This is a genomic window from Saccharothrix lopnurensis (assembly GCF_042658445.1).
Lineage (GTDB): Bacteria > Actinomycetota > Actinomycetes > Mycobacteriales > Pseudonocardiaceae > Actinosynnema > Actinosynnema lopnurensis.
Window position 1 is genome coordinate 1 of record NZ_JBHSQO010000012.1, and the last position, 17,562, is coordinate 17,562.

At 72.9% G+C, this 17,562-nt stretch carries 15 protein-coding genes, 1 tRNA gene and 1 riboswitch; of the genes, 7 read left to right on the plus strand and 9 right to left on the minus strand.

The genetic code is table 11. The features are described from left to right. Window positions 1-319, minus strand: a 319-nt coding sequence (locus tag ACFP3R_RS13760; protein WP_380636149.1) for a phytase, incomplete at its 3' end; no start/stop codon positions are given. A 110-nt stretch (window positions 320-429) separates the two neighbouring features. Continuing rightward, window positions 430-553, plus strand: a riboswitch (FMN riboswitch). A 50-nt stretch (window positions 554-603) separates the two neighbouring features. Between ACFP3R_RS13760 and pnuC the strand changes: the two genes are divergently transcribed. Further along, window positions 604-1,233: a nicotinamide riboside transporter PnuC gene (pnuC, locus tag ACFP3R_RS13765; RefSeq protein WP_380636151.1), complete on the plus strand. Its 630-nt coding sequence runs from the start codon at window positions 604-606 to the stop codon at window positions 1,231-1,233. On the opposite strand, the gene ACFP3R_RS13770 is transcribed toward pnuC, so the two are convergent. The 3 genes from ACFP3R_RS13770 to aceE form a co-directional block, all read right to left on the minus strand. Next, window positions 1,230-2,468, minus strand: coding sequence for an extracellular solute-binding protein (locus ACFP3R_RS13770; RefSeq protein ID WP_380636153.1), 1,239 nt, complete (start codon window positions 2,466-2,468; stop codon window positions 1,230-1,232). The genes pnuC and ACFP3R_RS13770 overlap by 4 nt on opposite strands. Continuing rightward, window positions 2,465-4,468, minus strand: coding sequence for a substrate-binding domain-containing protein (locus tag ACFP3R_RS13775; protein WP_380636155.1), 2,004 nt, complete (start codon window positions 4,466-4,468; stop codon window positions 2,465-2,467). Before ACFP3R_RS13775 ends, ACFP3R_RS13770 begins: the two co-directional genes overlap by 4 nt. Window positions 4,469-4,627: 159 nt before the next feature. Further along, a complete protein-coding gene (gene aceE / locus ACFP3R_RS13780) occupies window positions 4,628-7,414 on the minus strand; it encodes a pyruvate dehydrogenase (acetyl-transferring), homodimeric type (RefSeq protein ID WP_380636156.1) in 2,787 nt (928 codons plus the stop codon). Window positions 7,415-7,675: 261 nt separating this feature from the next. Here aceE and ACFP3R_RS13785 point away from each other — a divergent pair, with 261 nt between their 5' ends. The 3 genes from ACFP3R_RS13785 (at window position 7,676) to ACFP3R_RS13795 (ending at window position 8,741) form a co-directional block, all read left to right on the plus strand. Further along, on the plus strand, window positions 7,676-8,107 hold the full coding sequence (locus tag ACFP3R_RS13785) for a DUF3052 domain-containing protein (protein WP_380636158.1): 432 nt from the start codon (window positions 7,676-7,678) through the stop codon (window positions 8,105-8,107). 69 nt (window positions 8,108-8,176) lie between these two features. Further along, window positions 8,177-8,653, plus strand: coding sequence for a peroxiredoxin (locus ACFP3R_RS13790; RefSeq protein ID WP_380636160.1), 477 nt, complete (start codon window positions 8,177-8,179; stop codon window positions 8,651-8,653). A gap of 16 nt (window positions 8,654-8,669) precedes the next feature. After that, window positions 8,670-8,741: transfer RNA gene (locus ACFP3R_RS13795), tRNA-Val, on the plus strand. Between the two features lie 344 nt (window positions 8,742-9,085). On the opposite strand, the gene ACFP3R_RS13800 is transcribed toward ACFP3R_RS13795, so the two are convergent. Next, window positions 9,086-10,732: a TIGR04141 family sporadically distributed protein gene (locus tag ACFP3R_RS13800; protein ID WP_380636162.1), complete on the minus strand. Its 1,647-nt coding sequence runs from the start codon at window positions 10,730-10,732 to the stop codon at window positions 9,086-9,088. 108 nt (window positions 10,733-10,840) lie between these two features. Continuing rightward, window positions 10,841-10,975 (minus strand): hypothetical protein, encoded by a 135-nt coding sequence (locus tag ACFP3R_RS13805; RefSeq protein ID WP_380636164.1) that lies wholly within the window; start codon window positions 10,973-10,975, stop codon window positions 10,841-10,843. 1,138 nt (window positions 10,976-12,113) lie between these two features. Between ACFP3R_RS13805 and ACFP3R_RS13810 the strand changes: the two genes are divergently transcribed. Next, entirely contained in the window at window positions 12,114-13,145 is a 1,032-nt protein-coding gene (locus tag ACFP3R_RS13810; protein WP_380636165.1) for a saccharopine dehydrogenase family protein, read from the plus strand. Between the two features lie 56 nt (window positions 13,146-13,201). Here ACFP3R_RS13810 and lipA read toward each other — a convergent pair whose 3' ends face one another. From lipA to ACFP3R_RS13825, 3 genes are read right to left on the minus strand one after another with little or no spacing between them, the layout of a single operon-like run. Beyond that, window positions 13,202-14,206: a lipoyl synthase gene (lipA, locus tag ACFP3R_RS13815; protein WP_380636167.1), complete on the minus strand. Its 1,005-nt coding sequence runs from the start codon at window positions 14,204-14,206 to the stop codon at window positions 13,202-13,204. A 15-nt stretch (window positions 14,207-14,221) separates the two neighbouring features. Beyond that, window positions 14,222-15,148 (minus strand): oxidoreductase, encoded by a 927-nt coding sequence (locus ACFP3R_RS13820; RefSeq protein WP_380636169.1) that lies wholly within the window; start codon window positions 15,146-15,148, stop codon window positions 14,222-14,224. Window positions 15,149-15,166: 18 nt separating this feature from the next. Then, entirely contained in the window at window positions 15,167-15,658 is a 492-nt protein-coding gene (locus tag ACFP3R_RS13825) for a hypothetical protein (protein WP_380636171.1), read from the minus strand. A gap of 131 nt (window positions 15,659-15,789) precedes the next feature. On the opposite strand from ACFP3R_RS13825, the gene ACFP3R_RS13830 reads away from it, so the two are divergent. Both ACFP3R_RS13830 and ACFP3R_RS13835 read left to right on the plus strand, forming a co-directional pair. Next, entirely contained in the window at window positions 15,790-16,485 is a 696-nt protein-coding gene (locus tag ACFP3R_RS13830; RefSeq protein WP_380636475.1) for a TetR/AcrR family transcriptional regulator, read from the plus strand. A gap of 112 nt (window positions 16,486-16,597) precedes the next feature. Then, window positions 16,598-17,530, plus strand: a complete 933-nt coding sequence (locus tag ACFP3R_RS13835; RefSeq protein WP_380636173.1) for an LLM class F420-dependent oxidoreductase — start codon at window positions 16,598-16,600, stop codon at window positions 17,528-17,530. Window positions 17,531-17,562 lie beyond the last annotated feature (32 nt).

A 17,562-nucleotide genomic window follows, 5' to 3' on the forward strand; every position in this document is an offset into this window, starting at 1 on the left:
GCACGTCCACGTTGTTGTACCGGCCGAGCGCGGCGCCGGGCGCGGGCGCGGGCGCGGCGGGCGCCGGGTACGGGCCGAGCGTGCGCCCGGACAGGCCGAACGCGGCCGGCCCGCCCTCCTCCAGCGTCCCGAGCACCACGCTGCGCCCCGGCGTGCGGGGGTGCACCCACACGGCCGGGTCGTCGGCGTCGGCGTTCGCGGGCGCGCCGGACGCGTCGTCCGCGAAGGCGCGCGTCTGCGCCACCGGCACCACCACCCCCTCGGCGGGCGCGGCGGCGAGCAGCACCGGGACCAGGGCGACCACCAGCGGGATTCGCATTCGACGCGGGGTAGGCGGCCCCGGTGCACGGCAGCCGAACCGCGGGTTCTGTGCCGTTGGTCACCGGGGGAACAGGAGGGTGCGGAGCGGTGTTCGACGCGGTGAGCAGACATGCGCTCCGGGGCTCGGTGGAAGTCCGAACCGGCGGTGACAGCCCGCGACCCGCCCGCCGGGGTGGTTGACCCGGTGGGACTCCGGGGCCGACGGTGAAAGTCCGGAGGGGAGGCGCGCGTGCCGTTGGCGTGCCCTGCCCCGGACCGGCCTGTCGGCAGAGGGAGGACGCGGTGCACGTCTTGATGGATCAGGGCTTCACGGTGCTGGGCCAGAAGGTCTCCTGGGCGGAGTTCGCGGGGCAGGTCTTCGCCCTGGTCGTGGTCTGGCTGGCGCAGCGGCGCTCGCTGTGGACGTGGCCGGTGCAGCTGGTGTCGGTGACGCTGCTGTTCGTCGTCTACGTGTCGGCCCACCTGGGCGGCACGGCCGCGCGGCAGGTGGTGATCGCGCTGATCACCCTCTACGGCTGGTGGGCGTGGACCCGCAGGCGCGACCCCGTGTTCGGCGTCGTGGTCCGCCGGGGCAGCACCGGGGAGCGGCTCGCCGTGCTCGGCGCGTTCGTGGTCGGCACGGTCGCGTTCGCGCTGGTCCTCCAGGCCACCGGCGCGAGCTGGGCGCCCTGGCCGGACGCCGCGATCTTCATCGGTACCGTGCTCGCCTTCACCCTCCAGGGCCTGGGCCTGGTGGAGTTCTGGCTGGTCTGGCTGGTGGTCGACGCGATCGGCGTGCCGTTGCAGCTCCAGTCCGGGCTGTACTTCAGCGCCGCCGTCTACACGGTCTTCGCGGTGCTGGTGATCCGCGGCTGGATCGACTGGAACCGGGAGGCCAACCGGTCCGCGGCCGAGGTCGCGAAGGCCGCCTAACGCCCCTTGCGCACCTCCTGGACCTGTTCGGCGAGGTCGTCCATCAGGCTGTCGATGCTGGACGGCTGGGCCAGCGCCAGTCGCAGCCGTGCCCGCATGACGCTGGCCAGCTCGTCGTAGTAGGCGGAGGTGGGGCGCGGCAGGGCGGTGCGGAGCGACTCCCCGAGCACGGCCTCCCAGGGGCGGGCCGCGCCGTCCCCGGCGTACAGCCCGGCGCGGCTCGGGGCCCAGCCCGCCAGCTCGAACAGCTCCCGCTGGGTCTGCTCGCGGGTGAGGAACCCGATGAACTCGCGCGCGGTCCGCTGGTTGGTCGAGCACCGCGACACCGCGAGGTTCCACCCGCCCAGCGCGCTCGGTCCGGGCAGCCGCACCGCGCCCCACCGGCCCGCCACCGCCGAGCCCGGCCCCTCCAGCCTGGGCCGCACGTAGGGCCAGTTCCGCATGAACAGCGCTTTCCCGGCCTGGAACACCTCGCGGCTGTCCTCCTCCCGGTACCCCGTCGCCTCCCGGGGAATCCACCCCTCCTCGAAGCCGCGCGCCAGGAACTCCACCCCGGCCTTGGCCTCCGGCCGGTCGGGCAGCAGCGGGTCGCCCCCGTTGGCCCAGATCGCCTCCATGGCGTTGACCACGAGACCCTCGTAGTCGGCGAACTGCCCGACGTACCCGACCAGGTCGTGCCGGGGCGCCACCTCGACCGCGAGCCGCCGCAGCTCCGCCCAGGTGCGCGGCGGCCGCTCGCCCTCGGCGTCGAGCACGTCCCGGCGGTAGAACAGGAACCCGGCGTCCACCCGCCACGGCACCGCCCACAGCCGTTGCCCGTCGGGCCCGACCCGGAGCTGCCCCACCGCCTGGGGCAGCATCCGGTCGGCGTCGAACTCGGCGACGGGCAGGGGCTCCAGGTAGCCGGACTCGGCGAACGCCGGCGTCCACACCGTGTCCAGGTTCATCACGTCGTAGCACCGGCTCTCGTAGCCCCCGCGCTCGCCGGCCAGGTCCTGCGCCCGGGTCATCAGCTGGGCCCGGTGGACGTCGGTGGACTGCGACATCTCCACGAACGTCACCTCCTCCAGCGGGTTCGCCTCGTTCCAGAGCTCCACCAGCCGGTGGACCTGCCGCCCCGACGAGGTGTCCAGGCCGTCGACGAAGGTGATCGCCCCCTCGTCGTCGGTCGTGTCGGCGGAGACGCCCGTACAGGCCGTCAGGAGCAGCACCAGGGCCGCGAACAACCGGATCACGCCTGTCCTCCCCAGATGCCCCGCGCGACGCCCTCCAGGGCGATCTGCGGGCCCTCCCGCCCCGCGGCCTCCTCGCAGGGGCTCCCGTGCGCCCGAGCGGCCCCGGCCAGCGCCGTGGCGGGCGCGCAGGCGCCCTCGGCCAACCCGACCGCCACCACCCGCAGCGGCCCGCTCGTGCCGCGCTCCGCCGGGGGGACCGGCCCCGCCGCCGCCAGCACCGCCACCCGCGCCCCCGCGCGCACGGCCTCCTCCAGCACCCCGGTCGTCAGCGGCAGCCGCACCAGCCGGTCCCGGGGCGTCAGCAGGCCCTCCAGCGAGGCGGCCAGCCCCGCCCCCGCCTCGTCCGCGGCCAGCGCGACCACCGCCGGCCGCGCCGCCGCCTCCCAGGCCCGGCGCAGGGCCTGCCCGTCCGGCACCCCGACCACCTCGGCGGGCGGCCTGGACCGGGGGTCGCCCACCAGCCCCGGCGTGCCGTCCGCGTCGCGGAAGCCCGCCCGCCGCATCGCGGCCTGCGCCCCGTCGGACCGCAGGTGCTCCTCGAACCGCCGCACGACGCGCCGCCGGCGTTCGTTGGTCGGCAGGTCGGTGCGCTCCACCACCACGAACGGGTGGTCCAGGGCCACGCCCGCGCCGCGCGGGTACAGCAGCCGGCAGTCCTCGTCGTCCGCCACGGTCTTCTCCGACGCCACCAGGGCCACGTCGCCCGCGCACGGCGGCGCGTCCGTCACCCGCCGCGTCGTCCCGCGCAGCCGCAGCGGCACGTCGCCCGCGTCCAGCCGCAGCGTGCCCAGCTCGGCGTGCGCCAGCGCCGCCGCGGCGGCCAGGCCCGCCCCGGACGAGGTGTCCGGCGCGGCCAGCGCCACCTGCGCGACGCCCTGCCACCGGAACTCCCGGTCGTCCTCCTCGATCCGCTCGGCCAGCGCCGCGGACGCGCCCAGCACCACGGGGGACCGGGCGACCGACGCGCGCCGGTCCAGCGCCACCCGGGCGCCCGGGTCCAGGGCGCGGTCCACGTCGTCGACCTCGAAGGAGGCGTCCGGCAGCCAGACGTGCGGCTCGGTGCCCTGCCCGACGTGGTCCCCGTCCTGCCAGCCCCGGCTGAGCGCGTCGGCCGCCTCGCGCGCCGAGGTGCCCGTGGTCACCTGCACGCCCACGCCCTTGCAGCCGTGCGGGGTGAACTCCCGCGAGCCCTTCTCGAAGTCCACCGCCAGGCTCGTGATCACCTGCTCCTTCTCCGCCGAGGTGAGCACGTTGAGCTGCACCGGCGCGGGGCACGGCGGCACCTCGACCGGCCCGGCGGCGAACGCGTCGGTGGTGGTGAGCGCGAGCACCAGCACGACCAGGGCCGGCACCGCCCGCTTCGGCCTGCCGCGCTTGCGGCGGTGGCTGGTGCGCCTGCGCGGGCGCGGGCGCGGCGCGGGTGCGCCGCCGCCGGGCGCGGTCAGCCACGCGGCGCCGCGGAACTCCTTGACCACCACCTCGACCCGCCGGTAGGCGTCCGGGTCGGTGGCCGGGTCGTCGCGGACGACGTCCTCGAAGAACCGGCGCGACACCATCAGCGCCACCACGCCGGGCGTGCGGTCCAGCGCCTCCCGCAGCGGCGCCGACTCCAGCAGCCGGAACGCGAGGTTCACCTCGTCGCCCACCACGCCGTGCGCGTCGTGCCGCACCTCGCCCGCGGTCACCGCGACCCGCAGCCGGATGCGGGCGTCCTCGGCGCGGGAGGCGTTGTGCCGGCGCAGCTCGCCCGCCAGCGCGTGCGGCAGGGTGCGGACCACCCGGCTCTTGGGCACGCTCGGCGGGATCAGCACCAGCACGCCGTCGCCGCGGTCCTCGTGGTGGGTGGCCGACCAGTCCAGGCCGCACTCGTCGAACGCGGTCTCCAGCGCCTCGTACAGGCCCCGGCGGACCTCCTCCTGGCGGTTGCGGCTCCGCCGGCTGAAACCGGACACGTCGACGACCAGGACCGTGCGGTGCAGGGCGTGCTGCGGCGTCCCCATCCGACCCCTCGTTGGACCCTGGGCTGTGCGGCCCAGTCTAGGGGGCCGGCTCTTCCCGCCGCCCGGCACGACACGAGGTTTGCGCTGGTCGGACCCGCAGTAGTGCGGACAAGCCGAAGGGGGTGGCCCGTTCGGACCACCCCCTTCGGCGGGTACCGCTCAGGCCAGGCCGGCGTCCTGCGTGGACGGGCCGGCCGCGGTGACGTCGTCGATGCGGTACTTCCGGGCCGCCTCGACCACCACCGACCGGTCGACCTCGCCGCGCCGCGCCAGCGCCGCCAGGGTGGCCACCACGATCGACTCGGTGTCGACCAGGAAGTGCCGCCGCGTCGCCGGGCGGGTGTCGGAGAAGCCGAACCCGTCGGTGCCCAGCGTGGTCATGTCGGTCGGCACGTACGGGCGGATCAGGTCCGGCACCGCGGTCATCCAGTCCGACACCGCCACCACGGGGCCCTCCGAACCGGCCAGCGCCCGCGTCACGTACGGCACGCGCGGCTCCCGGTCGGGGTGCAGCAGGTTGTGCCGGTCGGCCTCCACCGCGTCGCGGCGCAGCTCCGAGTACGACGTCGCCGACCACACGTCGGCGTGCACGCCCCACTCCTCGGCCAGCACCCGCTGGGCCTCGACCGCCCACGGCCCGGCCACGCCGGAGGACAGGAGCTGGGCCCGCGGCCCGCCCGACACCTCGGCCGCCCGGTACCGGTACAGGCCCTTGAGCAGGCCGTCCACGTCCAGGCCCTCGGGCTCGGCCGGCTGCTGGTAGGGCTCGTTGTAGACGGTCATGTAGTAGAAGACGTTCTCGGCGTCCTCGCCGTACATCCGCCGCAGGCCGTCCTTGACGATGTGCGCGACCTCGAACGACCACGCCGGGTCGTAGGCCACCACCGCCGGGTTGGTGTGCGCCAGCAGCAGCGAGTGGCCGTCCGCGTGCTGGAGGCCCTCGCCGGTCAGCGTGGTGCGGCCGGCCGTGGCGCCCAGCACGAAGCCGCGCGCCATCTGGTCGGCGGCCGCCCACAGGCCGTCGCCGGTCCGCTGGAACCCGAACATCGAGTAGAAGATGTAGATCGGGATCATCGGCTCGCCGTGCGTGGCGTAGGACGTGCCGGCGGCCGTGAACGACGCGGTGGAGCCCGCCTCGTTGATGCCCTCGTGCAGGATCTGGCCCTGCTCGCTCTCCTTGTAGGCCAGCATCAGCTGGGCGTCCACGGAGGTGTAGAGCTGGCCGTTCGGGTTGTAGATCTTCTGCGCCGGGAACATCGAGTCCATGCCGAACGTGCGCGCCTCGTCCGGGATGATCGGCACGATCCGGTTGCCGATCTCCGGGTCCTTGGCCAGGTCGCGGACCAGCCGGACGAACGCCATCGTGGTGGCGACCTCCTGCTTGCCCGAGCCCCTGCGCACCACGTCGTAGACCTTGTCGCCCGGCAGCACCAGCGGCTTGGCCCGGCCGCGCCGCTCCGGCACGAACCCGCCGAGCTGCTTGCGGCGCTCCAGCAGGTACTGGATCTCCGGGGAGTCCTGGCCGGGGTGGTAGTACGGCGGCAGGTACGGGTCGAGGTCCTTGTCCTCGATCGGGATGCGCAGGCTGTCCCGGAAGAGCTTGAGGTCCTCGTGGGTCATCTTCTTCATCTGGTGCGTGGCGTTGCGCGCCGCGAAGTGCGGGCCCAGGCCGTAGCCCTTGATGGTCTTGGCGAGGATGACCGTCGGCTGGCCGTGGTGGTCCACCGCCGCCTTGTACGCCGCGTAGACCTTGCGGTAGTCGTGGCCGCCGCGCTTGAGGTTCCACACCTCGTCGTCGGACATGGGCGTGACCAGGTCCTTCGTCCGCGGGTCGCGGCCGAAGAAGTGCTCCCGGACGTACGCGCCGTCGTTGGCCTTGTAGGTCTGGTAGTCGCCGTCCGGCGTGGTGTTCATCAGGTTGACCAGGGCGCCGTCGCGGTCGGCGTGCAGCAGCGAGTCCCACTCGCGGCCCCAGATGACCTTGATGACGTTCCAGCCCGCGCCGCGGAAGAACGCCTCCAGCTCCTGGATGATCTTGCCGTTGCCGCGGACCGGGCCGTCCAGGCGCTGGAGGTTGCAGTTGACCACGAAGGTCAGGTTGTCCAGCTGCTCGTTCGCGGCGATCTGGAGCAGGCCGCGCGACTCCGGCTCGTCCATCTCGCCGTCGCCGAGGAACGCCCAGACGTGCTGGTCGGAGGTGTCCTTGAAACCGCGGTCGCGCAGGTAGCGGTTGAACCGCGCCTGGTAGATCGCGTTCATCGGGCCCAGACCCATGGAGACGGTCGGGAACTCCCAGAAGTCCGGCATCAGCCGCGGGTGCGGGTACGACGGCAGGCCGCCGCCCGGACCCGCGTGCGACAGCTCCTGGCGGAAGCCGTCGAGCTGGTGGGTCGAGAGCCGGCCCTCCAGGAACGCGCGGGCGTACACGCCGGGGGAGGCGTGGCCCTGGATGAACACGTGGTCGCCGCCGCCGGGGTGGTCCTTGCCGCGGAAGAAGTGGTTGAAACCGACCTCGTAGAGGCTCGCGGAGGAGGCGTAGGTCGAGATGTGACCACCGACACCCACGCCGGGGCGCTGGGCGCGGTGCACCAGCATCGCCGCGTTCCACCGGACCCACGCCCGGTACCGGCGCTCGACCTCCTCGTCACCGGGGAACCACGGCTCGCGCTCGGTGGGGATGGTGTTGACGTAGTCCGTGCTGGTCAGCGAAGGTACGCCGACCTGGCTCTCCCTGGCCCGCTGGAGCAGCCGCAGCATCAGGTAACGGGCGCGCTGCTGCCCGCCGCCCTTGAGCGCTGCGTCGAACGACTCCAGCCACTCCGCGGTCTCCTCCGGGTCGATGTCGGGGAGGTGGGCGGCCAAGCCGTCACGGATGACGCGTACCCGCTCTGGGGGGTTCTGCGGGGCCAAGGGATCTCCTCGTTCCGGGGTCTTCTCGGCTCCCATCGTTGCCTTGTGGTCACGTCCCCGACACCGCTACCGGTGAGTAGTTCTGGATCGTGTCCCTCGCGCGCGCGAATAGGAGGTGTGCAGAGCGTGCCTCATGGCTCCCGGGCACCGCATCCCGGGGTACCCGATGCGGCGTGTCTTGGCACTTACGGTTGCGCGTGGCGGTGCTGACGGTGTTCCCTAGCCGCGACTGGTAGTGACATCGCGCGGCAGTCGTACCCCGGCTGCCGCTCTTGTGTACTTGGAGGAGTGGAAGCCGTGGTCGCCGCGGAAGACGCCGGCAAGATCGGTGTCGCCGACAGGCTCGGGATCGAACCGGGCGCCGTTGTCCAGGAGATCGGCTGGGACGAGGACGTCGACGACGACCTCCGCGCCGCGGTCGAGGAGCGGATCGGGAGCGAACTGCTCGACGAGGACGACGACGAGGTCGTGGACGTGGTCCTGATGTGGTGGCGGGACGAGGACGGTGACCTGGCAGACGCCCTGATCAACGCCACCACGCCGCTGGCCGACGAGGGCACGATCTGGGTGCTGACGCCCAAGACCGGGCGGCCCGGGCACGTGGAGCCCAGCGACATCGCCGAGGCCGTGTCCACGGCGGGGCTCGCCCAGACCTCCAACATCAACATGAGCGGCGACTGGTCCGCGACGAGGCTGGTGTCGCCGAAGTCGGCCAAGAGCAAGCGCTGAGCTAGGCTCGTCGGCGGGCTCCCCTGCGGTGGGGCCCGTTCCCGAGTCGTGCCCACTGGAGGCTGGTTCATGGTCGAGATCGGCGCCCTGGCCCCGGACTTCACGCTCGACGACTACGACAAGCAACCGGTGACCCTGTCGTCGTTCCGGGGTGACCGGCACGTCCTGGTGGTCTTCTACCCGTTCGCGTTCAGCGGCATCTGCACCGGCGAGCTGTGCCGGCTGCGGGACGAGCTGGCGGTGTACGAGCAGGAGGGCGTGCAGGTGCTCGGTGTGTCGGTGGACACACCGTTCAGCCTCAAGGCGTGGGCGAGGGAGCAGGACTACCGGTTCCCGCTCCTGTCGGACTTCTGGCCGCACGGGGCGGTGGCGCGGGCGTACGGCGTGTTCAACGAGAAGTCCGGGATGGCGAACCGGGGTACTTTCCTGGTGGACCGGGCGGGGGTCTTGCGGTACACCGAAGTGAACGGGCCGGGGGAGCCCCGGGACCAGGGGGCGTGGCAGAGGGCCGTGGCGGCGCTGTCCCAGCCCTCGTCCCCGGCCTGAACCCGGTTCCCGTCCGGGGCGCGTAGCTCAGCGGAAGAGCACTCGGTTTACACCCGAGCGGTCGCAGGTTCGAACCCTGCCGCGCCCACTGTGCCCCCTGGGGGACGACCCCGGATTTCCGCGGGGTCGGTTCGGTCCGGCGACGAGGACGCGTGGTCGGGCCGGGCAAGCGGATCGTCCCCGCCCCGAGCCGCGACGTGTCCGCCGCGGACGTGCCGCCACGGTCTGGTCCACCCCCCGGCGCGCCGGTCGACAGCGGCGGTTCCTCGCTACTCCTCTTCACGGGGTCGTGATCGGCGCGACCGCAGGACCGCCAGGGCCACGGTCAGGGCCGCACCCGCGACCTGCATGGTCGCCGTGGCGAGGTCCAGCCACGATGTCACGGGGTTCCTCCCTGTTGGTGGTGGGTGCCGGTCGTCGTGCGGCCGGGCGTCACGCTTTCGCCTTGGGGACGAACGGGATGTCGGCGAACCGGAGTTCGACACCGTGCTGGTGCAGGTCCTCGTTCAGGCGGAGCAACTCCACCTGCGACAGCGTGAACAGCTCGTCGACGGTCCACCGCCGCCCCGCGGCCGCCAGGACGACCGTGCGCGGGCGTTCGGGCACGCGGCGACCGGTGTCGAGCCGGTTGACCTTGGCGTCGAGCTGCCGCACGGCGTCCGGTTCGAGGCGCTGCGCCCACACCGAGACCCGCGCCTGGGTGAACAGGTGGCTCGCCGCGGTGGCCCGGCCCAGCCACTTGACGTGGACCAGCTCGTCGTTCGGGCCCAGCACGTCGGCGAACTCGAACCTCGGGTGCATGGGGGTGCGGCCGAAGTCGCGGTCGAGGCAGAGGTAACCGGGCTGCTCGGCGACCAGCGCGCAGTACCGGTGCTCGTCGTCCTGCTTCCCGGTCGGCACCCAGACCGGGAACGACAGGCCGCTCTTGTTCGAGACCAGCTCGGCCACCCGGTCCCGGACGAGCTGGACCGCGTCCTGCCCGATCTCGTACCAGCGCCCCTGGTGCAGGCACATGGTCCGGTCCCCGATCCCCGTCTCGAACACCAGCCACCGGTCCAGCGAGATCGGGCGGGTCAGAGGCTCCTCGCCGTGCTCGTCGGAGCAGGGGACCACCCGGACGCGCTTCAACTCGTTCACCCGGGCGAACACCGGGACCCGGGTGAACCGCGTGGTGACGGCGTCGACGTCGAGGTCGGCGCCGAGGTCCAGCGGCCGGGGCACGCCGCGGTCCTCCACCCGGAAGGAGTTCGTCGCCTCCACGTGGGCGGCGGCCGCCGCGGGCCAGCACATCGCGAGGCGGCTGTGCGGCGCGTCGCCGCCGAGCGCCTCGGCGAGGCGCAACTCCAGCAGCGGCAGCCGCACGTCGTCCGCCCGGAGCGGTCGCACCCGGCTGAGGAACCGCAGGGGCGAGTTCTCGTCGCTCTGGTCGATGACCCGGCAGATGGTCTCCAGATCGGACAGGAACGCCTTGGGGGAGTGCCCGACCTGGATGCCGAGGGAACTGCCCGCGCGCACGCGGTACTGCCTGCCGCCGGTGGCCCGGTGGTAGGTGGTACCGGTCATGTCCGCCATCCCGGAGAGGTGGGTGACCAGTTCGCCGGCGGGGTCGAGGCGGAAACCGGGCACCGTGCTGCCCGAGGGGTAGGACGTCTGGACCGTCCGTGCCGAGACGTCGAGCAGGCTGCTGCCGACCGCGCGCAGCCTGGTCGGGTCCAGGCGGCGGATGCCGAACAGGAGGCCGAAGTCCTCGTCCATGCGCACGTCGTCGAGCAGGTGCCGGCCACCACCCCACGTGGCGGCCACGACCCAGTCGCCCAGCTGCACGAGGACGATGGCGAAGGGCGCGCTCCTGGTCAGAGGGAGCGGTACCCCACTCAGGCCGGTGACCTGTGCGCTCCACGCCGGCGCGGCCACGACGCGCGTGCCGGCCAGGAGGTGCGCCCGCGCGCCGTTGATCGTCAGGGGCCCGTCGTGCTCCACGGTGACGCCGGCGCACCGCGTCACGTAGTCCCGGAGCGGGAGGCCGCCGCGGAAGCGGTAGAGCGACATCGGGCTGGTCGGGAGGGGTTGGCGACTCAAGTCGATCCTCGTCTTCCGGGCGCGACGAGGCCCGGTTCGGGCGGGGACAGGCCCGCACGGGCCTCGTCGCGCGTGTGTTGAGTGGAGTGGTGGATGCGTGGCGGCCGGTCAGGCGAGCCCGGTGACCGGGTGGGCGCCGAACCGGGCGAGCCCGAGGAGAAGGCGGGCCCGGAGGTGCAGGAGCGCACTTCTCGTCTGCTGCCGGACCTCGGGGGAGCGCGGGTGGGCGAAGACGGCGAACACCCCTCGTCGAACCCCTGTACGGGCGGTATCACCCGGTCGTGGGGGCACGGACGCTGGCCGCGCGTACGTGGACAGCTCTACACTCAACAGTTGTTCCTCCGAAATCGTTGGCTTGGTGGCATACCTGGCAACCGGGACGGGACATCACGCGGTCTCCTGTTCCAGCAGGAGATCGCGTTCTACTGTGGAGCCCTTCGGTCCTGTGACTATAAGGGGCCACCATTGAGTGAAATCGCCCTTTGGGCTCCCTGGGTCGACGAGCGGCACGTTGGATGAGGCCAGCGGCCAACTTCTCCCCGTGACCGATAAGAAGTGCTGATACGCCCGTCAGCGGGCTGTCGCGACCCCTTCGGCACCGTACTGAGCGGTTCAGTACCGACGGTGGGTAGAGGTGTCACTCGATCGTGTCAGGCTAACTCGGTGGGGTGGAACTCAATTTTGATCTTTACTCTGCGTGATCATTTTGATCGGCCGGAAGAGGGTTGGCCGAAGGTCTTCAAGACCGGTGGTACCGCTCGGCGTGCTAGGTGGACCGTTCGGCTCTGGGTGGTTCTGTGCATGTCAAGGTGTTCTTGCCGCAAAAGTGCGGGCCTGTTGTCCCAGGTGGGTGAGGTTTTGTCACGTTCCTCCCTTCTTGCTCCAAATGAGACGCGCCTGTGACGCAGGGTGGTGCGAGGTGGTCGGTCTTGTCTGTCGATCCGCAGGGCGTTCCGTCCGACGGTTGGCCATCGGCGCGAGTGGTCCGCGTTTCCGGGCGTGCCTCTCGTCTGGCCGGAAAAAGGTTCACGTAATGGACCTGTGATTCGACCGCGCGCCGGTGTCCTTTGTGATCATGATCGGCCGCTTGGACCCCTGCTTTGTTCGGGTCGTGCGCGTGCGGACGATCGCCGCGGCTCTCGGGGTGGTGGCTCGGGCACCCGCGCGCTCGGTCGAGCATTCGGTCCTGGGCACGACGAGTTCGCGGTCGGGGCGGGGGGCCACGTTCGTCGGATCTGCGACCGGCTGCGCGCGGAGCGGTTGGCCTGGCCCGTGCCGGTCGTGGTGCGGGGGTGCTGCTCGGGGTGGGGAGCGCGGTGGGCCCGGCGGCGGTCTTCGGCCTGAGGTCGCGCTGGTTGTTACCCGTTGGTAGGTTCCCCGTATGAGGTGGATGGTCTACGGGGTCAGCGGCTTCACGGGGGCGCTCGTCGCCCGGCTCGCGGTCGAGCGCGGGGAACGGCCGGTGCTGGCCGGGCGGTCCGCGGAGAAGGTGCGGCCGCTCGCCGAGCGACTGGGGCTGGAGCACCGCGTCTTCGGGCTCCAGGAGGCCGAGCGCGGGCTGGAGGGCATCGACGCCGTCGCCCACTGCGCCGGACCGTTCTCGGCCACCTCGCGGCCGATGGTGGACGCCTGCCTCAGGACCGGCGCGCACTACCTCGACATCACCGGGGAGATCGACGTCTTCGAGGGCATCGGCCGGCGGCACGAGGAGGCGGTGGAGGCGGGAGTGGTGTTGCTGCCCGGCATCGGCTTCGACGTGGTGCCCACCGACTGCGTCGCGGCGATGCTGAAGCGCGCCCTGCCGACCGCCACGCACCTCGACCTCGCCTTCGTCGTCCAGGGCGGCGCCAGTGCGGGGACCGCGCAGACCGCCGTGGAGGGGTCCGCGTTCGGCGGGCGGGCCAGGGTCGGCGGGGAGATCCGGGACGTGCCGCTGGCCCACCGGCGCCGGGTCGCCCACTTCCGCGACCGGGCCCGCGGTGTCGGCGCCATCCCGTGGGGCGACGTCAGCACGGCCTACCGGTCCACCGGCATCCCGAACGTCACCACGTTCACCACCGTGCCCCTAGGGCTGGGCGCGCTGCAACCGCTGGCCGCGCCCCTGCTGCGCACGCCGCTGGCCCAGCGCGTCGGCAAGGCGCTGGCCAGGAGGATCGGCGGGCCCGACGAGCACACGCGGCGCGGCACGCGCAGCGAGGTGTTCGGGGAGGCGTGGGACGGCGAGGGGCGGCGGGTCCGGGCCGCGCTCACCGGGCCCAACGCCTACGACCTCACCGCCGACTCGGTGGTCAAGGCGGTCCACCGGCTGCCCGCGGTGCCGCCGGGCGCGCACACGCCGTCCAGCGCGTTCGGGAGCGACTACGTCCGGGCGCTGGACGGCGTGGTGGTCAGCGGGCCCACCGAGGTGGGGTGACCCGAGGTGGGGTGAGGTCCGGTCGGCTGGACCGGGGTCGGTTCAGCCGGGGGCCCTCAGCGGTTCGACAGCAGCGAGGTGATCTCCTGCGCCGCGCCGCCCGCCTCCAGCAGGTGGCGCAGCCCCTCCGGCAGCACGTCGCCGCGCTTCTGCACGGCCTGCGCGTACAGCCGGCCGGCCCGGTAGGACGAGCGCACCAGGGGACCGGCCATGACGCCGGAGAAGCCGATCGACTCGGCGGTCTCCTTGTGCGTCACGAACTCCTCCGGCTTGACCCACCGCTCCACCGGGTGGTGGCGGGGCGAGGGCCGCAGGTACTGCGTGATGGTGATGATCTCGCAGCCCGCGTCGTACAGGTCCGACAGCGCCTCGGTCACCTCGTCCGGCGTCTCGCCCATGCCCAGGATCAGGTTGGACTTCGTCACCAGCCCCGCCTCTCGGGCGGCGGTGATGACCTCCAGCGACCGCTCGTAGCGGAACGCCGGGCGGATGCGCTTGAAGATCCGCGGCACGGTCTCCAGGTTGTGCGCCAGCACCTCGGGGCGCGAGGCGAAGACCTCGGCCAGCTGCTCCGGCACCGCGTTGAAGTCCGGGATCAGCAGCTCGACGCCGGTGCCCGGGTTCAGCTCGTGGATCTGCCGGACGGTCTCCGCGTACAGCCACGCGCCGCCGTCGGGCAGGTCGTCGCGCGCGACGCCCGTCACGGTCGAGTACCGCAGGCCCATGGCCTGCACCGACTCCGCCACCCGCCGCGGTTCGTCGCGGTCCAGGTCGACGGGCTTGCCCGTGTCGATCTGGCAGAAGTCGCAGCGCCTCGTGCACTGCTCGCCACCGATCAGGAACGTGGCCTCGCGGTCTTCCCAGCACTCGTAGATGTTGGGACAACCGGCTTCCTCGCACACCGTGTGCAGGCCCTCGCGCTTGACCAGGCCCTTGAGCTCCCGGTACTCGGGGCCCATCTTCGCCTTGGTCTTGATCCACGAGGGCTTCTTCTCGATGGGCGTTTGGCTGTTGCGGACTTCCAGCCGCAGCAGCTTCCGACCTTCAGGTACGACGGTCACGACATCGACCTTACGTCACGCCGGGTCGGGCTCGACGCCCGTGAGCTCGGCCGTCAGGTCCCACAACCGGCTCGCCGCGAGCTCGTCGCGGGCCGCCGCGGTGGACCCGGACGGGGCCGGGTGCCCGCGTAGGCCGCGGAACCCGTCGGGGCCGTAGTAGCCGCCCGGTTCGACGTCGGGCGCGGTCGCCGCGTAGAGCTGCGGCAACGTCCCCTGATCGGTTGACTGGGAGACCAGGTTGAACACCTTCGCGCCCAGCCCGAACAGCGCGTTGCCGCGCGAGCGGGCGGTGTTCGCGCTCAGCTCGGTGGCGGTGATGCCGGGGTGGGCGGCGACGGACGTCACGTCCAGGCGGGCGAGCGCGGCGCGGCGGGCCAGCTCCCGGCTGAACAGCAGGTTCGCCAGCTTGGACTGCCCGTACGCGCCCCACGCCGAGTAGCGGCGGACCTCGTAGTCGGGGTCGGCGAAGTCGATCGAGCCGGTCTGGTGGGCGAGGCTGGACACGGTCACGACCCGCGCGCCCGGCCGCGTGCGCAGCGCGGGCATCAGCAGCCACGTCAGCGCGGCGTGGCCCAGGTGGTTGGTGCCGAACTGGCGCTCGAAGCCGTCCGCGGTGCGGCCCAGCGGCACCGCCATCACGCCCGCGTTGTTGACCAGCACGTCCAGCGCGTCGTCGGTGCGCTCGCGCACCGACGCGGCGGCCTCGCGCACCGACGACAGGTCGGCCAGGTCCAGCCGCACCAGCTCGGCCTTGGCGCCCGCCGCGAGCACCCGCTCCAGGGCGCGCTGCCCGCGTTCGGGTGACCGGCAGGCGAGCAGCACCCGCGCGCCCCGCGCGCCGAGCACCTCGGCCGTGCGCAGGCCCAGGCCCGAGTTCGCGCCGGTCACCAGGACGGTGCGACCGGTCTGGTCGGGGATGTCCGCTTCGGTCCACTTCGCCATGCGTAACACCTACCCGTGTCAGGCGCTCTTGGCGAACCGGCGGGAGCGGCCGGGGGTGACGGCGGTCGGGGGCGCGGAGCGGATCAGCCGGGTGAACGCCGCGCCGACGCGGGCGATCTCGTCGGCCGCCTCGGACAGCTCGGCCAGGCCCGCGGTCAGCGCCACCACGCGGTGCTCGCGCTCGACGGCCTCGGTGGCCTCGACGGATCCGGCGGCCGCGGCGGAGGACAGGTGGGCGTCGAGCACGGCGCGCAGCACCGGCTGCTCGGCGGCCAGCGCGCGCCACGTGCGGGTGACGATCTCCACCCGGTCGTCGGTCTCGCTCTCCAGGGCCACCCCGAGGCGGCCGGTGAGCGCCCGCATCCACCGGTAGTGCAGGGCCAGGAGCAGTTCGCCCTCGTCGGCGAACAGCCCGCGGTCGGGGGTCAGGGGCGCCGAGGGGTCGTCGGCGGCCTCGCGGAGCACGGCGTCCAGGGCGTCGCGGCGTCGGTAGAAGTCGGTCCAGCTCATCTCACGCCTCCTCGCTCGTGGTGATCGCGGTCATACCTGGGGTCTTCCACATACCGCCGGTATGCCCGATGCGTTGAACATACCACGGGTACGTACCGTCGGTATGTCGTACGGTTGTGAACGTGGTGACAGTGCGGTCGAGGCGGTTGGAGTACTCGGAGTCGACGAGGCAGGCGCTCGTGGACTCCGCGGTGGAGCTGTTCACCAAGCGCGGTTACGCGGGCACCTCGCTGGACGAGGTGACCAAGCGGGCGCGGCTGACCAAGGGCGCGCTCTACCACCACTTCAGCGGCAAGCAGGCCCTGTTCGAGGCCGCCTTCGACGCGGTCGAGAACGACTTCATGCTCAAGCTCACCGAGATCGTCAGCGCGCCCGGCGAGCCGTGGGACACCGCCATCGCGGGCCTGCGCGCGTACGTCCGGGTGTGCCTGGAGCCCCGCTACCAGCGGATCGTCATCCACGAGGCGCCGGTGGTGATGGGCTGGGAGCGGTGGCGCGAGGCCGAGGAGCACTTCAGCTACGGGTTGCTGCGCTCCACGATCGAGGTGCTGGTGGAGTCCGGGGAGCTGGAGCAGTTGCCGGTGGAGACCATGACCCGGCTGCTGTTCGGCGCGCTGTCGGCGGGCGCGAGCACGATCGCGGGCGCGGCCGATCCGCGCAAGGCCGGCGCGGAGGTCGAGCGGACCATCGTCCGGGTGGTGGAGGGGCTGCGGGTGCGCGAGGACCTGCCGCGGGAGCGGGACGGCTCGCGGGACGGCACGCGGGACGGGGAGGGTGCCCGGGAGGGGTCTTCCCGGCGTGAGGGGAAGCGCTCGCGGCGGCGCTGACCGGGGCCGACCGGGGCCGACCGGTGTGGCCCGGGTGGTGGGCCGCGTTCGCCGGCGCCGACCGGGGCGGCCGGATCGCGGACGCGCCGCTGTGCCGATTAGCGTAAGAGCGGTGGAACTCCGCATCTTCACCGAGCCCCAGCAGGGGGCTTCCTACGACGACCTGCTGGCCGTGGCGCGCACCGCCGAGGCCGCCGGCTACGACGCGTTCTTCCGCTCCGACCACTACCTGAAGATGGGTGACGGCGACGGCCTGCCCGGCCCGACCGACGCCTGGATCACCCTCGCCGGCCTCGCCCGGGACACCTCGTCCATCCGGCTGGGCACGCTGATGACCGCCGCCACCTTCCGCCACCCCGGCCCGCTGGCCATCAGCGTGGCGCAGGTCGACCGGATGTCGGGCGGCCGGGTCGAGTTCGGCCTGGGCGCGGGCTGGTACGAGGAGGAGCACACCGCCTACGGCCTGCCGTTCCCGTCCACCGGCGAGCGCTTCGACCGGTACGCCGAGCAGCTGGAGGTCATCACCGGCCTGTGGCGCACGCCGGTGGGGGAGACCTACTCGTTCCAGGGCGAGCACTACCGGCTCACCGACTCGCCGGCGCTGCCCAAGCCCGCGGGTCGCATCCCGGTGCTCATCGGCGGCACGGGGCCCAAGCGCACGCCCGCGCTGGCGGCGAAGTACGCCGACGAGTTCAACCTGCCGTTCGTCGACGCGGACAAGGCGGTCGAGCAGTTCGGGCGCGTCGAGGCCGCGTGCGCGGCCATCGGGCGGGACCCGGCGGAGATCACCCGCTCCGCCGCGCTGGTGGTGTGCGTGGGCCGCGACGACGCCGAGGTGGCGCGCCGGGCGGCCGCCATCGGCCGCGAGGTCGACGAGCTGCGGGAGAACGGCCTGGCCGGCACGCCCGCCGAGGTCGTGGACAGGCTGGGCACGTGGCGGGAGCGGACCGGGATCACCCGCGCCTACCTCCAGGTGCTGGACCTGGCCGACCTCGACCACGTCGAGTTCATCGCGGCCGAGGTGGCGCCCGCGCTGCGCGGCTGAGGTGTCGCGGGTGGGATTGCGGCCGGGGTTCC

Bases quoted from the DNA above. Each gene is read 5' to 3' on its own strand.
- ACFP3R_RS13775 (WP_380636155.1), bottom strand. From the start codon at position 4,468: ATGGGGACGCCGCAGCACGCCCTGCACCGCACGGTCCTGGTCGTCGAC.
- ACFP3R_RS13790 (WP_380636160.1), top strand. From the start codon at position 8,177: ATGGTCGAGATCGGCGCCCTGGCCCCGGACTTCACGCTCGACGACTAC.
- ACFP3R_RS13825 (WP_380636171.1), bottom strand. From the start codon at position 15,658: ATGAGCTGGACCGACTTCTACCGACGCCGCGACGCCCTGGACGCCGTG.
- ACFP3R_RS13820 (WP_380636169.1), bottom strand. From the start codon at position 15,148: ATGGCGAAGTGGACCGAAGCGGACATCCCCGACCAGACCGGTCGCACC.
- ACFP3R_RS13810 (WP_380636165.1), top strand. From the start codon at position 12,114: ATGAGGTGGATGGTCTACGGGGTCAGCGGCTTCACGGGGGCGCTCGTC.
- aceE (WP_380636156.1), bottom strand. From the start codon at position 7,414: ATGGGAGCCGAGAAGACCCCGGAACGAGGAGATCCCTTGGCCCCGCAG.